The organism is Enterobacter sp. 198 (assembly GCF_009025585.1).
Lineage (GTDB): Bacteria > Pseudomonadota > Gammaproteobacteria > Enterobacterales > Enterobacteriaceae > Enterobacter > Enterobacter ludwigii.
Genome location: NZ_WCIM01000024.1, coordinates 1 through 14,527, shown reverse-complemented (window position 1 = coordinate 14,527; position 14,527 = coordinate 1). Strand labels below are relative to the sequence as shown.

Annotated in this window: 13 protein-coding genes and 2 pseudogenes; 10 read left to right on the top strand and 5 right to left on the bottom strand. The window is 52.4% G+C overall.

Annotated elements, in window-relative coordinates:
- The first annotated feature begins 16 nt into the window (after window positions 1-16).
- A pseudogene (locus F8561_RS15995) lies at window positions 17-1,574 on the top strand (TnsD family Tn7-like transposition protein).
- An 11-nt stretch (window positions 1,575-1,585) separates the two neighbouring features.
- Entirely contained in the window at window positions 1,586-2,512 is a 927-nt protein-coding gene (locus tag F8561_RS15990; protein ID WP_033144814.1) for a hypothetical protein, read from the top strand.
- 427 nt (window positions 2,513-2,939) lie between these two features.
- Here F8561_RS15990 and F8561_RS15985 read toward each other — a convergent pair whose 3' ends face one another.
- Window positions 2,940-5,906: a Tn3-like element ISPa38 family transposase gene (locus F8561_RS15985; RefSeq protein WP_151887696.1), complete on the bottom strand. Its 2,967-nt coding sequence runs from the start codon at window positions 5,904-5,906 to the stop codon at window positions 2,940-2,942.
- Between the two features lie 158 nt (window positions 5,907-6,064).
- On the opposite strand from F8561_RS15985, the gene F8561_RS15980 reads away from it, so the two are divergent.
- The 7 genes and pseudogenes from F8561_RS15980 to F8561_RS24220 all read left to right on the top strand — a co-directional run.
- The gene (locus F8561_RS15980) at window positions 6,065-6,355 is read left to right on the top strand and encodes a nucleotidyltransferase family protein (RefSeq protein WP_001247892.1); all 291 of its coding nucleotides are present in this window, start codon (window positions 6,065-6,067) and stop codon (window positions 6,353-6,355) included.
- Window positions 6,352-6,738 carry a DUF86 domain-containing protein gene (locus F8561_RS15975; protein WP_003100872.1) on the top strand — a complete coding sequence of 129 codons (387 nt, stop codon included), beginning with the start codon at window positions 6,352-6,354 and terminating at the stop codon, window positions 6,736-6,738. Before F8561_RS15980 ends, F8561_RS15975 begins: the two co-directional genes overlap by 4 nt.
- A 236-nt stretch (window positions 6,739-6,974) precedes the next feature.
- On the top strand, window positions 6,975-7,331 hold the full coding sequence (locus F8561_RS15970; RefSeq protein ID WP_003465043.1) for a cupin domain-containing protein: 357 nt from the start codon (window positions 6,975-6,977) through the stop codon (window positions 7,329-7,331).
- Window positions 7,332-7,585: 254 nt separating this feature from the next.
- Window positions 7,586-7,912, top strand: coding sequence for a hypothetical protein (locus tag F8561_RS15965; RefSeq protein WP_003100858.1), 327 nt, complete (start codon window positions 7,586-7,588; stop codon window positions 7,910-7,912).
- Between the two features lie 35 nt (window positions 7,913-7,947).
- A complete protein-coding gene (locus F8561_RS15960; protein ID WP_011137969.1) occupies window positions 7,948-8,409 on the top strand; it encodes a hypothetical protein in 462 nt (153 codons plus the stop codon).
- Window positions 8,406-8,777 (top strand): hypothetical protein, encoded by a 372-nt coding sequence (locus F8561_RS15955; protein ID WP_003100853.1) that lies wholly within the window; start codon window positions 8,406-8,408, stop codon window positions 8,775-8,777. Before F8561_RS15960 ends, F8561_RS15955 begins: the two co-directional genes overlap by 4 nt.
- A pseudogene (locus F8561_RS24220) lies at window positions 8,771-9,049 on the top strand (recombinase family protein); the annotation flags it as partial. The gene F8561_RS15955 and the pseudogene F8561_RS24220, both read left to right, overlap by 7 nt.
- 53 nt (window positions 9,050-9,102) lie before the next feature.
- Here the strand turns inward: F8561_RS24220 and F8561_RS15945 are convergent.
- From F8561_RS15945 to F8561_RS15930, 4 genes are all read right to left on the bottom strand, one after another.
- A complete protein-coding gene (locus tag F8561_RS15945; protein WP_001067855.1) occupies window positions 9,103-9,807 on the bottom strand; it encodes an IS6-like element IS26 family transposase in 705 nt (234 codons plus the stop codon).
- Between the two features lie 165 nt (window positions 9,808-9,972).
- Window positions 9,973-10,449 (bottom strand): WbuC family cupin fold metalloprotein, encoded by a 477-nt coding sequence (locus F8561_RS15940; protein WP_001572372.1) that lies wholly within the window; start codon window positions 10,447-10,449, stop codon window positions 9,973-9,975.
- A 76-nt stretch (window positions 10,450-10,525) separates the two neighbouring features.
- Window positions 10,526-12,145, bottom strand: a complete 1,620-nt coding sequence (locus F8561_RS15935; RefSeq protein ID WP_001572373.1) for a phosphoethanolamine--lipid A transferase MCR-9.1 — start codon at window positions 12,143-12,145, stop codon at window positions 10,526-10,528.
- 188 nt (window positions 12,146-12,333) lie between these two features.
- Entirely contained in the window at window positions 12,334-13,302 is a 969-nt protein-coding gene (locus F8561_RS15930; protein WP_072196614.1) for an IS5-like element IS903B family transposase, read from the bottom strand.
- Window positions 13,303-13,340: 38 nt separating this feature from the next.
- Here F8561_RS15930 and pcoS point away from each other — a divergent pair.
- Window positions 13,341-14,527 (top strand): copper resistance membrane spanning protein PcoS (gene pcoS, locus F8561_RS15925; protein ID WP_151887695.1); only part of this gene is annotated, 1,187 nt, incomplete at its 3' end.

Here is a 14,527-nt window from a genome sequence, read left to right as displayed (position 1 = left end):
AAGAGAGGTGGGGTAAATGAGAATGTTGTCTGTTTTACCTGATGAATCCTTGTTCAGTCGGTTTTGTCGGACAGCTACCGTGTACGGTATGTCCCCATCTTCTCTGTTAACGATCATTTTCCACAAACCTGATATGAGCGTCCATCCAATTCTCAATTCAGGATTAAAGGCTATTTCTCTTCATACATCCGAAAGTGCAGACCAGCTCTGGCATGAACAGACTTTACTCCCTCTGTTTGCCTGGGCACTACCAATCAGTCGTAATGAAATTATGGATTTCAACACGACCCCTGCCAGGCTTAATCGATTGTGCCGCCTTAGTAATTTTTCACTAGGACAGCGGACACTATTGAAGTTTTGCCCGGTTTGCGCTCGTGAAGATACTTTTCATTATGGTGTTACTTATTGGCATCTGGCGCATCAACTTCATGGGGTTACAACCTGCCATCGGCACCAGGTAGTGCTTGAAAGCATCAATGTCCCTTCTGCACCGCACATACGTATTGGACTGATGCCTCCTGTTTCGTATACAGAACAACTCAGCAATGAGACAGACTTCGATTTTGCTAAATTTTGTTATGAGTCCATAAATATAATCAGAAGAAAAGAAATTTGTCACCCAAATTACATGGATGTACTTAAAAAGTTAAATTTATTATCATTGGACGGGAATCTGAAGAAAAATGTATTTTACGCACATGTTTATGCTAAGTGCCAGTTATTTGGGGAGGGTTCATCGGAGCTTCTACCGACATCCCTTACTGATTATCACTACTGGGAGCCTATACTCAAAGATAAATGTTGTCAGCATCCCACAAAACACCTTTTGCTTTGTTATTGTTTGTTAAATACTTGCTGGCCAACGTATGCAGGAAGTCGTCCTAATAAAAAGAAAGAAATCTTTAAAAGTCATAAGGAATACAGCTTTCATATGGCTGAAAATAATACTAGTGTTAGCAACCTTGGGAGAGAATTTAATCGCAGCAGATGTTACATTAAAACACTTATTTATAAAAAATACCTGAGGGCGTTTAAGCGAAACACAAAAATTAATATATTCACTGAATTGCTTATCAAGTCTATGGCTGTAAGGGGGTTTAGTCTGGCATCCATAGCTGAGAAAAACTCATTATCGGAAGGAACTGTATCCTCTGTAATTTCATCTTGTTACGGTTTATGCTCATGGCGTAAAAAATGTAAAAAAGATTCTTTAAGACGGCGTCATAAGCAGAAAATATTAAGATTTATACATAATCAATCCATTTCTGTAACGCGAAAGTTAGTCAAGGAAAGTTGTTATGCTAGTTTCTTTTGGCTAAATAAACATGAAAATGGCTGGCTTAATTCCTGTCTTCCTAAAGCAGTACGATGTTATAGAAATAAAAGAGTAGACTGGAGCGAGAGAGATATAATCTCATCATCATTAATAAATGTTGTTTTATCTCAGGGGCAATACCCGATGTCACTTACAAGCCTGGATGCTTTACTGGGGGGGGCATAACTGGCTTTTGAAATACAGAGATAAACTACCAATGACAATGACACTTCTCAGGAAAAAGAATCTAATTAAATAAGAGGGAGTGATATGGTTTACGAAAATGAATTGTGGCACAGTTTTCTTCTGCGTTCACAGATAATGTATAACTTATCCAATTGCAGGAACATAATATCTAAGCATGGTGAACTAAGGTACGATGCCTTTCCTCGGCTCGAACTGATTGATATGTACAAATTGCATAGTTTGCAGGATATATATGACATTCTTGCCACAAGAAATGGTTATATACTAACTTCCAATATAGTGTCGTTATCTTCTGGTGTTTACGGGTATTTCAACGCTGTTGAAGATGCCTGTCGAAATAATTTACACATAACTAATTCATATCCATTGGTAAACATCTCAAAGATTCATTACTGCCATAAATGTATTATTGAAGATATACACTCTAAAGGCATTGGTTATCTTCGTCATAGATGGTTGTTTGAATCTAAATGTGCAGCTCATAGTACCTGTTTATATGAGGTTTGTTTTGACAACTATTTGGATGCAGTGAAAGGACTTAGTGACTTAATTATAAGTGGAATAAATCCTCATGGTTATTGTTCCCTTGTGGTTGACATTTCAAATCCTTTCAAAACTCCAGTGTATTTATTGCCATGTGCCAGGGATAAAATTTTAAAATGGATTTCTGACAATAAAAATGAGCTGGTTTACTTTCTCTTTGACCTCTTTAAAAGTAAATCGCATTCTAGTTTATTAAAGGTTATTGAAGTCAGGATAATGCATAGTAGTTATATTTCTGCGGTGTTCAGGATATTGAGTGAGGTTAATTTTTGTAATTTCAACTCATTTATTACCGATTTATTCGAGGACGTAAGTTATGCCTCTGTTGGACTTGATGATTATTCTGTTAATGTGGATTTTCTCAGGCTAAAAGCCGCAGATTGCAAATTTTGCCGGTTCAATGGTAAAAATTTTTGCTCACTTTTTAATGTAAAGCTTCTTCGCTAATTTTTACTTCATTTATAAACTACTAAGAAAGCTAATAAGATAGGGTTATATATTTTGATTAGGGCGGGAATAAATTATCACTTCCCGAGTATCCCTGGGGGTTACCACCTGAGTATGATGCCGGTTAGCAACAACGTCTAAAAGACCTACGATCACGATAAATGTCACTGGGTCACTCTCAAGCAAAGTGGTCAGGGGTGCTAGATACCAGTACTGCTTACTCAACACGGCCTTGTTTTTGAAAGATGCCGAATCTTGGCAAGAGGCGTATTACAGCCTATAGTCTGTTAATGAGTATTACAGCTTATCTGCTGTAAATCCATTCGTTGTGCTTGTTAACCCGTCGATACGGAAGATCACTTATGAACACTCAATACGCTTTGAAGACCTTGAAGGGGTCGTCTCAGAAAACGGAAAATAAAGCACGCTAAGCCGGTTGCAGCGGCCGTAGCGGCCTGAACTTGCCCGCGCCGATCTTGGCGCTGCTGCGCCAGAGGTAATCGCCGGTCAGGTTGATGTGCTCCCAGCCGAGCGGCGACAGGTACTGCAACAGGCCGTCATCGACGGCTTGACCGTGGCCACGCAAGGCGTTCGCGGCCCGCTCCAGATAGACCGTGTTCCATAGCACGATGGCCGCCGTCACCAGGTTGAGGCCGCTGGCCCGGTAGCGCTGCTGCTCGAAGCTGCGGTCGCGGATTTCCCCCAGGCGGTTGAAGAACACGGCGCGGGCCAGCGCGTTGCGCGCCTCGCCTTTGTTCAGCCCGGCATGCACGCGGCGGCGCAGCTCGACGCTTTGCAGCCAGTCCAGGATGAACAGTGTGCGCTCGATGCGTCCCAGCTCACGCAGGGCGACGGCCAGGCCGTTCTGGCGCGGGTAGCTGCCAAGCTTCCTGAGCATCAGCGAGGCCGTCGCCGTGCCCTGCTTGATCGAGGTGGCCATCCGCAGGATTTCATCCCAATGGGCGCGGACGTGCTTGATGTTGAGCGTGCCGCCGATCATCGGTTTCAACGCCTCGTAGGTGGCATCGCCCTTCGGGATGTAGAGCTTGGTGTCGCCCAGGTCACGAATGCGCGGGGCGAAGCGGAAGCCCAGCAGGTGCATCAACGCGAAGACGTGGTCCGTGAACCCTGCCGTGTCGGTGTAGTGCTCCTCGATCCGCAGGTCGGATTCGTGATACAGCAGGCCGTCGAGCACGTAGGTCGAGTCGCGCACGCCGACGTTCACGACCTTGGTGTGGAACGGCGCGTACTGGTCGGAGATATGGGTGTAGAACGTCCGCCCTGGGCTGCTGCCGTATTTCGGATTGATGTGGCCGGTGCTCTCGGCCTTGCTGCCGGTGCGGAAGTTCTGGCCGTCCGACGATGACGTGGTGCCGTCGCCCCAATGCTCGGCGAAGGGATGTCGGAACTGCGCGTTGACCAGCTCGGCCAGTGCCGCCCCGTAGGTTTCGTCGCGGATGTGCCAGGCTTGCAGCCAGGCCAGCTTGGCGTAGGTCGTGCCGGGGCACGATTCCGCCATCTTGGTCAGGCCCAGGTTGATCGCGTCGGCGAGGATCGTGGTCAGCAACAGGTTTTTGTCCTTGGCCAGGTCGCCTGACTTCAGGTGGGCGAAGTGCCGGGTGAAGCCCGTCCATTCGTCTACCTCCAGCAGCAATTCGGTGATCTTGACGTGCGGTAGGATCATCGCCGTCTGGTCGATCAGGGCCTGTGCGGTATCGGGCACCGCCGCATCGAGCGGCGTGATCTTCAGGCCCGACTCCGTGATGATGGCGTCCGGCAGCTCGTTGGCCAGCGCCATGCGGTTGACGGTGGCGAGCTGCGTTTCCAGCAGCGTCAGCCGGTCATGCAGGTACTGGTCGCAATCGGTGGCCACGGCCAGCGGCAATTCGCTGGCCTGCTTGAGGCTGGCGAATTTCGCGGGCGGCACCAGGTAGTCCTCGAAGTCCTTGAACTGGCGCGAGCCTTGCACCCAGATGTCGCCGGAGCGCAGCGCGTTCTTCAGCTCCGACAGCGCGCACAGTTCGTAGTAGCGCCGGTCGATGCCGGTGTCGGTCATCACCAGCTTCTGCCAGCGCGGCTTGATGAACTCGGTCGGCGCGTCGGTGGGCACCTTGCGGGCGTTGTCGCTGTTCATGCTGCGCAGCACCTCGATGGCGTCGAGTACGTCCTTGGCGGCGGGCGCGGCCCGCAACTTGAGCACGTCGAGAAATTCCGGCGCGTAGCGGCGCAGCGTGGCGTAGCTCTCGCCGATGCGGTGCAGGAAATCGAAGTCCTCGGGTTGCGCGAGCCGCTGCGCTTCGGTGACGCTCTCGGCGAAAGCATCCCAGGACATGACGGCCTCGATGGCGGCGAACGGATCGCGGCCCGCTTGCTTGGCCTCGATCAGCGCCTGGCCGATGCGCCCGAACAGCCGCACCTTGGCATTGATCGCCTTGCCGGATGCCTGGAACTGCTGCTGATGCTTGTTCTTGGCGGCATTGAACAGCTTGCCCAGGATGCGGTCATGCAGGTCGATGATTTCGTCGGTGACGGTGGCCATGACCTCGATGGCGAGCGCCACCAGGGTCGCGTAACGCCGCTGCGGCTCGAACTTCGCCAGGTCGGCGGGCGTCATCTGGCCGCCCTCGCGGGCGATCTTGAGCAGCCGGTTCTGGTGAACCAGCCGCTCGATGCCGGAGGGCAGGTCGAGCGCCTGCCACGCCTTGAGGCGTTCGATGTGTTCCAGCATGTGCCGCGAGTTCGGTTTGACCGGGGATTGCCGCAGCCAGGCCAGCCACGTCGTCTTGCCGTTGTCGCGGCGCTTGAGCAGATCGTCGAGGCGACGGCGATGCACGTCCGTCAGCGGCTCAGCCAAGGCGTCGTAGAGACGCCGGTTGGCGCGGGTAATCGCTTCGGCGCTCGCCCGCTCGACGGCGTTGAGGGCGGGCACAATGACCGACTGCCGCCGCAGGTGCTCGATCAAGGCTCTGGCCAGCACGATGCCCTTGTCGGTTTGCATGGCCAGCTCGGTCAGCAACTGGACAGCCTGCCGGTAGTGGCCAATCGTGAACGGCTGGAAGCCGAACACCGTTTGCAGCTCGACCAGGTGCTCGCGTCGGGTCTGCTCACGCTGCCCGTACTCGTCCCAGCTTTCGATGCCGACCTTGAGCTGGTTGGCGACCAGTCTCAGCAATGGCGGGAACGGTGGCTCATCAGCGCCAAGGATGACGCCGGGAAAGCGCAGGTAGCAGAGCTGCACCGCGAAGCCCAGCCGATTGGCCGGGCCGCGCCGCTGCCGGATGATGGAGAGGTCGCTTTCGCTGAACGTGTAGTGACGGATCAACTCATCCTTGGTGTCCGGCAACGCCAGCAGGCTTTCGCGCTCGGCGGCGGAGAGGATCGAACGGCGGGGCATGCGGTTTCCTTCTTCTTGAAAACGTAGGTTTGTGACAAGCCCGCCAAGGCAACCGGCGCGGCACGGGAATCAAGGCATTGCGATTCTCGAAAATAGTTCTTGAAATTCTATTCTTGATTGCATATCATCTCAACGAGTTTCGATAAGAAAGGATGCCCATGCGACCGTCTGTTGTGCTTGACATGAAGCGAAGCGCAGTGCGTGAAGCGGTAGGCCGCTTTCGCGCCGCGAACCCGCGCGTCTTCGGCTCGGTGCTGCATGGCACCGACCGGGATGGCAGCGACCTCGACCTGTTGGTCGATGCGCTGCCCGGTGCCACGTTGTTGGACTTGGGCGATTTGGAAGAAGAACTGAAATCGCTGCTCGGCGTTGACGTCGATCTGCTGACTCCCGGCGACCTGCCGCCGAAGTTCCGGGCCAAGGTGCTCGCGGAGGCGCAACCGATATGAGCGAGAACCGCCTGCCCGATTACCTCGACCACATTCAGCAGGCCGCAACCGATGCGCGCAGCTTCGTGGAAGGGATGGCCAAGGACGACTTCTTGGCCGACAAGCGCACCCAGCAGGCCGTCATCATGAGCCTGATCGTCATCGGCGAGGCGGCCACAAAGGTGATGGATGGCTACGTCGAGTTCACCCAGGCGCATGCCGACGTGCCGTGGCGCAGCATGCGCAATATGCGTAATCGCATGGCTCACGGCTATTTCGACATCAACCTCGATGTGGTGTGGGAGACGGTACAGGAATGGCTGCCGGCGTTGCTCCAGCAATTGCCCGCCGTGCGTCAGGATGCCGACGATGAAGACCGTAACGACAAAGGCATGGAGCCATGACCAATCAAGCCGCCGATGTTCGGCCCCTCTGGCGTGTTCGATCCCGCGACCTATGAGCCGCGCTCGGGCAAGACCTTCTGGATGGCCGCAACGGACGTGAGTTCGCTGGTGGGCAAGGAGGCAGCAGCCGACACGCTCATCGGCAACTGCACGACCGCACGACCAGCCTCCCGTTCAAATTCGAGTTAGAACTCATATCCAGCCTGTCTGTGGGCACTGTGAAAGAGGAATCTCCGATGACTGTTGAATCGAGAATATTTTCTGTAGCCGAGTATGTTCAGCCGTCCGAAGGCGAGCCTATTCGTTCCGTTGTGCTTGAAACCCGAGACTCAATTATCGTGGTTTGGCATGTCCATCCCGGGCAGGAAATTGCGGCTCACATTCATCCTCACGGCCAAGACACGTGGACTGTTTTGTCGGGAATGGCTGATTACTTTCAGGGCAATGGGATTGTTCGTGCCCTCAGGGAAGGTGAGATAGCCGTGGCAAGACCGGGCCAAGTGCACGGGGCGCGAAATACAGGTACCGAGCCATTTGTGTTCGTCTCGGTTGTGGCATCAGCCAATGCCGGTTTCGTATTGGCTGAGCGATAGAGCCCAATCTCTGGAGTTGGTCCAATGAGCGGTCGGGGAGATAGGTAACAGACATGCAGCGGACACGGCTGCTAAACCAGGTCGCAAACCTCCTTGCGTCGCAGCGTGCCGCAAGCGACGCGATCAATCGAATGGGGTCGGCATGAGACTGAACACCATCCAGTTCCCGACCGCGTAGCCGCCTGTCCTGCCGATCAGGTCTTGACCATCGACGCCTGGGATCAGTCCTGAATGTTCTTGGAGACCACTACGTTATGAGCCGCAGCCGCCGCAAAACACCCATCGTCGGGCACACGACCTGCGGCAGCGAGCGCGAGGACAAGAAGCTCTGGCATCAGCGCTGGCGCACCCGTGAGCGCACGGCGCTGACCAGCGCGTCGCCCGAAGCCCTGAGCGCCCATCTGCCCCTGCTGGAAAACCAGGCCAGCAGCGTCTGGTCGATGGGCAAGGATGGCCGCTCCTACTGGCCCGTCAAGCGCCAGGCCGCCACGGCGGATCGCATCGCCAATCACAAGGGACGCAACCCGCAAGAACGCGCCTCCCTGAAAAAGCGCCTGCTGCGCAAGTGGATGAGCAAATGAAGCTCTCCTTCCATCAGCACATTGCGCTGTTCTAGATGATCGGTGCTCCGGGCGTCTTCGCGCCCGTGATCGAGAACGCCAAGCGGCCCGATGCCGGCGCCGTCATGGCGTGGGGTGTCGCGATCGTGGCGGTGATGATCCTCTTCACCCCTTTGCTGCTGCGCTGTCCACCATTCCGGCGCTGGTATGGCCGGACGGATGCGCTGTCGGAGCGGCAGCGCCAGGCGCTTGCCGAGCGCGGCCTGCGCCGCTACTACCAGACCGCTTTCGATGACGGCTACGTGCCCCGCGTGATGCCCTACGTGTGGCGCATCATCTGGACGGTCGGCGGGTTGATGGCTGTGACCGCCGTACTGCCTACCAACACCGGACGGCCAGCCTTCGATGCCTTGGTGGTCTTCTCGACCTGGTATCCGATAGGCGTGATGCTGCTGGTTTTCGCGTCGAGGCCCCTTGGCCGGTTGATTCGCCAAAGAGCACAGGAGCGGCGGAAATGAGCACGTCAACCATCGAGGCGCTGGCCAGCGCCTGGGCAAGGATTGCCGAGGAAGCGGAATTCCCCGCTGACTACGAGGGGACTGCCACACCACAAGCGCATCGGGCTAGCGAAGCTATTCAGGAGCAGATTCGGGAGCGCATCGTCGCCACCAACGACATGCGGCTGTTCAGCCTGCTGCACCTGCTGGGTCAGGCGTCGCTGCGCATGGAGCAAGCGCTGTGGCCGGAGGATTACGAGCGGATGACGCGCGAGGTTGAGGAAGCCCTGCGGCAAGCCACCGACGCCAACGCCAGATCGTACACCCACGAAGAAGTGATGCAGGCGATGCAGGAACGCATCGACCGGGCGCGAGACAAGCCATGTTGATTGGCTATGCGCGCGTCTCGACGCAGGATCAGAACCTGGAGCTGCAACGCGAAGCCTTGAGCAAGGCCGGATGTAAAAAGGTCTTCGAGGACAAGGTGAGTGGCACGCGGGCAGACCGGCCTGGCTTGGCCAAGACGCTCGAAATGCTGCGCGAAGGCGATACTTTGGTCGTCTGGAAGCTCGACCGGCTGGGCCGGTCGGTCAAGCAACTGGTCGATCTGGTCGGCGATCTGCACAAGCACGGTGTCCAGTTCAGGAGCCTCACCGACTCCAGGCACTGTTGCAAAGTTAGCGATGAGGCAGCCTTTTGTCTTATTCAAAGGCCTTACATTTCAAAAACTCTGCTTACCAGGCGCATTTCGCCCAGGGGATCACCATAATAAAATGCTGAGGCCTGGCCTTTGCGTAGTGCACGCATCACCTCAATACCTTTGATGGTGGCGTAAGCCGTCTTCATGGATTTAAATCCCAGCGTGGCGCCGATTATCCGTTTCAGTTTGCCATGATCGCATTCAATCACGTTGTTCCGGTACTTAATCTGTCGGTGTTCAACGTCAGACGGGCACCGGCCTTCGCGTTTGAGCAGAGCAAGCGCGCGACCATAGGCGGGCGCTTTATCCGTGTTGATGAATCGCGGGATCTGCCACTTCTTCACGTTGTTGAGGATTTTACCCAGAAACCGGTATGCAGCTTTGCTGTTACGACGGGAGGAGAGATAAAAATCGACAGTGCGGCCCCGGCTGTCGACGGCCCGGTACAGATACGCCCAGCGGCCATTGACCTTCACGTAGGTTTCATCCATGTGCCACGGGCAAAGATCGGAAGGGTTACGCCAGTACCAGCGCAGCCGTTTTTCCATTTCAGGCGCATAACGCTGAACCCAGCGGTAAATCGTGGAGTGATCGACATTCACTCCGCGTTCAGCCAGCATCTCCTGCAGCTCACGGTAACTGATGCCGTATTTGCAGTACCAGCGTACGGCCCACAGAATGATGTCACGCTGAAAATGCCGGCCTTTGAATGGGTTCATGTGCAGCTCCATCAGCAAAAGGGGATGATAAGTTTATCACCACCGACTATTTGCAACAGTGCCTCTACTCTTGCCACAGGTTTACGAGTAGGTGATTTGGGAGGAAGCGTCTTAGCCTTTGAAGTTGGCGCGAAGGAGAGAATGGCACTCCGTGCAACGCATTAATTACCGCGGATATCCGCCATCACCTACTTGCGCCTGTGTGTACCATTTCATCAGCTCTGCAGTTCCCGGCTCGTTTTCGGCGGGGGCCCATGGGGCGGCATCTTGATCAGCAACAGGCTGGTACCTACCGTGTTTTACCTCAAAAATAACGCCGCCTTCATCCAGTGACAATACGGTATGCCAGGTGCCTGCATCCATCTCCAGCACTTTACAGTCCTCACCTAACACGACGCGCTGGGTCAGGTTACCCAGGTCATCAAAGTTCAATACCAAAAAGCGACCGGTAAGGGATGTCAGCAGTTCAAAAGTATGCGGGTGGCGATGAGGGCGAACATAAGTTCCCGGTTCCATAGCAATAGCCAGACGCTGCACCGGGTCGCTCAATTCAGGGTGGAAATTATGATGGGCACGTAAGCGGGGGGAATTTGCGGCTTGTGCGCTTTGCTTGCGTAGGTCGTTGAAAGTAAGTTGTTTCATATTATAAGCCTTATTGCATTCTTGCAGCTTACGGCAACCAGGTTGCCGTAAGGCTTTTTGTTATACTAACAATCGATTAGCCACGGCATTCGCGGAACAAATCGCGGTCAGGATTATAGACGCTGGTGCTTACGTCCCACAGCCCCAAAATCGATGAGAACAGGTTGTCGTGGGAATATGATTTTTTCGCCGCATTATTTTCAAGGCAAGACATGTTGATGTGTTTCCCGGCGATAAAGCCCGGTGACATCCAGACCTGCATCGGAATATGCGTCTGCTGATCCGGTGCCAGTTTGTACGGCGTGCCGTGCAGATATAGCCCGCTTTCGCCCAATGATTCACCATGATCGGACACATAAAGCAGCACGGTGTTGTACTGATCGCTGTAATTTTTTAGCTTTTCAATCATCTCAGCTAATACATAGTCTGTATAACGAAGGGTGTTGTCGTAGGTGTTGACCAATTGTTCCTGAGTACAGTTTTCGATATCGCTACGTGCACATTCGGGCATGAAGTGGCGATGCTCAGCCGGATAACGCAGGTAATAAGTCGGTCCATGGCTGCCAATGATATGGAAGGCGACAAGCTTATCACCTGGCATTTTGGCGATTTCATCATCAAGGTTTTCCAGCATCACCTCGTCATGGCACGTTTTGCCATCGCACAGTTTCGGGTTATCACTAGGCTTAATTTCGACAGTCGGGATGCGGCTACATACGCCTTTACAACCGCCATCGTTCTCTTTCCATAACAGCGAGACACCGGTTTTCTGCACGATGTCGAGGAAATTTTCACTGTTAGATGCTTTTTTACTGTCGTACTCGGTGCGATTCATATTCGAGAACATGCACGGAACGGATATTGCGGTAGCGGTACCGCAGGAATGCATATTTTTAAACGAAATAACGCCGCCGGATTTGCTGGTAAAGGCATTGGTATCACGCGAATAACCGTTCATCGAGAAATTCTGGCTGCGTGCCGTTTCGCCAATCACCAGGAACATCAGCGTGGGTTTTTCGTGAGCGACGACGCGTTTAGCATCATTCCCCAGCGTCTGGAAAGGCACTTTAGTCGTAAAGTACGTATCCTTAACATACTGGAAAGTGCTGTAAGCGTAGTTCGCCGGGATGATCTCTTTATTCAATGTCGAGTTATTGCGGCCGACAGAGGCATAATCCTGATAATAAAGTGCGGCAACACCTGCAATCAAACTCAACGATGCCAGCACGGAGAGCAAACGGTAAGCAATGCCTTTATACCATTTTTCAGGATATTGAATTTTTATTGAAAAAAGGAGGATGGCAGGAAGGATACCGGTAAAGACGAACCATATAATAATTGAGCCATTAAGATAGGAATGCGCTTCCTGGGGGTTAGTTTCAATAATGTTTTGAATCATCGTTTGATCAAACATTACTTTATATTTTAGTGTCGAATAACTGACCAGTGAGCCAGTGATAAACAGTAAAGCAAAGAAAGGTTTCAGCAGAAAACGAACTGAGAAAGGCATAAAAACAACGTTAAGCGCCGCAACCAGAACAAAGGGAATAGAAATGACAAAACCAATTTTGACATGCTCTAAATGCGACAAAATCTCGTAAAAATGCAGCAATATTGGCCAGTTAAGTAAAAACGCAAAGATCATTGCCAGAAGTAAAACCAGCGGAATAACTTTCACCCTGAAAAGTACAGGCATTAACACCTCCGGAAAATAGTAAACCAGTAAAAACATTGATGATAATTACAACAATTCAATCTAATATTATGATTGCCTTATTCGCTGCAAAGCAGAGATTATCATTCTGAAATCTTAGGTTAACCTTAACGAGGCTTTGTTGAATAAATCAGATTTCGGGTAAGTCTCCCCCGTAGCGGGTTGTGTTTTCAGGCAATACGCACGCTTTCAGGCATACCTGCTTTCGTCATTTTGTTCAGCGCTCGTACCAGGGCCATAGCCTCCGCAACCTGACCATCGTAGTCACGCAGCGTCAGTGAACCCCCGAACAGCTGTTTTACCCGGTACATCGCCGTTTCCGCTATCGAGCGACGGTTGTAATCTGTTGTCCATTTCCACCGCGCATTACTCCCGGTCATTCGCTGATTAGCCACTGCACGGTTACGGTCTGCATATTCACCGGGCCAGTAACCCGCACCTTTTCGGGGAGGGATAAGCGCGCTGATTTTCTTATGCCGCAGTTCATCGTGACATAGCCGGGTATCGTAAGCGCCATCGGCGGCGGCTGACCTGATTTTCCGGTGGGTTTGCCGGATTAACCCGGGGAAGGCCTCTGAGTCCGTAACGTTGTTCAGCGACAGGTCAGCGCAGATGATTTCATGTGTTTTACTGTCAACGGCGAGATGCAGCTTACGCCAGATACGGCGGCGTTCCTGGCCATGCTTTTTGACTTTCCACTCGCCTTCACCGAAGACCTTCAGCCCGGTGGAATCAATTACCAGGTGTGCGATTTCACCCCGGGTGGGCGTTTTGAAACTGACATTAACCGACTTTGCCCGCCTGCTGACACAGCTGTAATCCGGGCAGCGTAGCGGAACGTTCATCAGAGAAAAAATGGAATCAATAAAGCCCTGCGCAGCGCGCAGGGTCAGCCTGAATACGCGTTTAATGACCAGCACAGTCGTGATGGCAAGGTCAGAATAGCGCTGAGGTCTGCCTCGTGAAGAAGGCGCTGCCGACTCATACCAGGCCTGAATAGCTTCATCATCCAGCCAGAAAGTTATGGAGCCACGGTTGATGAGGGCTTTATTGTAGGTGGGCCAGTTGGTGATTTTGAACTTTTGCTTTGCCACGGAACGGTCTGCGTTGTCGGGAAGATGCGTGATCTGATCCTTCAACTCAGCAAAAGTTCGATTTATTCAACAAAGCCGCGGTGATGCTTACGGTATGGTGGTTATCAAGTTTTATCCTGATTAGCACCCTTAATGGCTATTTCGATAATCAGGACCGCGATTTTCTGACAGGTAAACTTCAGCTCACCGAAGAGTTTCTTAAAACAGAGACGTTCAGGAACAAAACGGATATTAAGTCATTATCAGAAAAAATAAACGATGCGATGGTGGGGCACAATGGCTTATTCATTTCTATAAAAAACATGGAAAATGAAAAAATTGTTGAACTCTATGCCAAAAATTCTGTTGTTCCAGCGGTCCTGCTTAATAAGTCGGGTGATATTCTCGACTATATGATCCAGACGGAAGAAAATAACACCGTGTACCGCAGTATCTCGCGGCGGGTTGCCGTGACGCCGGAACAGGGTAAAAGCAAACATGTCATCATTACGGTTGCCACGGATACTGGGTATCACACCCTGTTTATGGACAAACTCAGTACCTGGCTGTTCTGGTTCAATATCGGTCTGGTCTTTATTTCTGTTTTTCTGGGCTGGCTGACCACACGTATTGGTCTGAAACCGCTACGGGAAATGACCAGTCTGGCTTCCTCCATGACCGTACACAGCCTGGATCAGCGTCTAAATCCCGATCTGGCTCCGCCGGAAATCTCTGAGACCATGCAGGAGTTCAATAATATGTTTGATCGCCTGGAGGGGGCATTCCGGAAACTGTCAGATTTCTCGTCTGACATCGCGCATGAGCTGCGCACACCAGTCAGTAATCTGATGATGCAGACGCAGTTTGCACTGGCTAAGGAAAGGGATGTTTCGCATTACCGCGAAATTTTATTCGCTAACCTGGAAGAACTGAAAAGGTTGTCACGAATGACCAGTGACATGCTTTTTCTGGCACGTTCAGAGCATGGTCTGCTGCGGCTGGATAAACATGATGTGGATCTGGCAGCCGAACTGAATGAATTACGTGAGTTGTTCGAGCCCCTGGCAGACGAAACAGGAAAGACAATCACGGTTGAAGGAGAGGGCGTTGTTGCCGGAGACAGCGATATGCTCCGACGTGCTTTCAGTAACCTGCTTTCCAATGCAATCAAGTATTCTCCCGATAACACCTGTACAGCGATACACCTTGAGCGTGACAGTGACTGTGTGAACGTGATGATTACGAATACGATGTCCGGCCAGGTTCCCGCTAATCTGGAACGTTTGTTTGA

Bases quoted from the DNA above. Each gene is read 5' to 3' on its own strand.
- F8561_RS15990 (WP_033144814.1), top strand. From the start codon at position 1,586: ATGGTTTACGAAAATGAATTGTGGCACAGTTTTCTTCTGCGTTCACAG.
- F8561_RS15985 (WP_151887696.1), bottom strand. From the start codon at position 5,906: ATGCCCCGCCGTTCGATCCTCTCCGCCGCCGAGCGCGAAAGCCTGCTG.
- F8561_RS15980 (WP_001247892.1), top strand. From the start codon at position 6,065: ATGCGACCGTCTGTTGTGCTTGACATGAAGCGAAGCGCAGTGCGTGAA.
- F8561_RS15975 (WP_003100872.1), top strand. From the start codon at position 6,352: ATGAGCGAGAACCGCCTGCCCGATTACCTCGACCACATTCAGCAGGCC.
- F8561_RS15970 (WP_003465043.1), top strand. From the start codon at position 6,975: ATGACTGTTGAATCGAGAATATTTTCTGTAGCCGAGTATGTTCAGCCG.
- F8561_RS15965 (WP_003100858.1), top strand. From the start codon at position 7,586: ATGAGCCGCAGCCGCCGCAAAACACCCATCGTCGGGCACACGACCTGC.
- F8561_RS15960 (WP_011137969.1), top strand. From the start codon at position 7,948: ATGATCGGTGCTCCGGGCGTCTTCGCGCCCGTGATCGAGAACGCCAAG.
- F8561_RS15955 (WP_003100853.1), top strand. From the start codon at position 8,406: ATGAGCACGTCAACCATCGAGGCGCTGGCCAGCGCCTGGGCAAGGATT.
- F8561_RS15945 (WP_001067855.1), bottom strand. From the start codon at position 9,807: ATGAACCCATTCAAAGGCCGGCATTTTCAGCGTGACATCATTCTGTGG.
- F8561_RS15940 (WP_001572372.1), bottom strand. From the start codon at position 10,449: ATGAAACAACTTACTTTCAACGACCTACGCAAGCAAAGCGCACAAGCC.
- F8561_RS15935 (WP_001572373.1), bottom strand. From the start codon at position 12,145: ATGCCTGTACTTTTCAGGGTGAAAGTTATTCCGCTGGTTTTACTTCTG.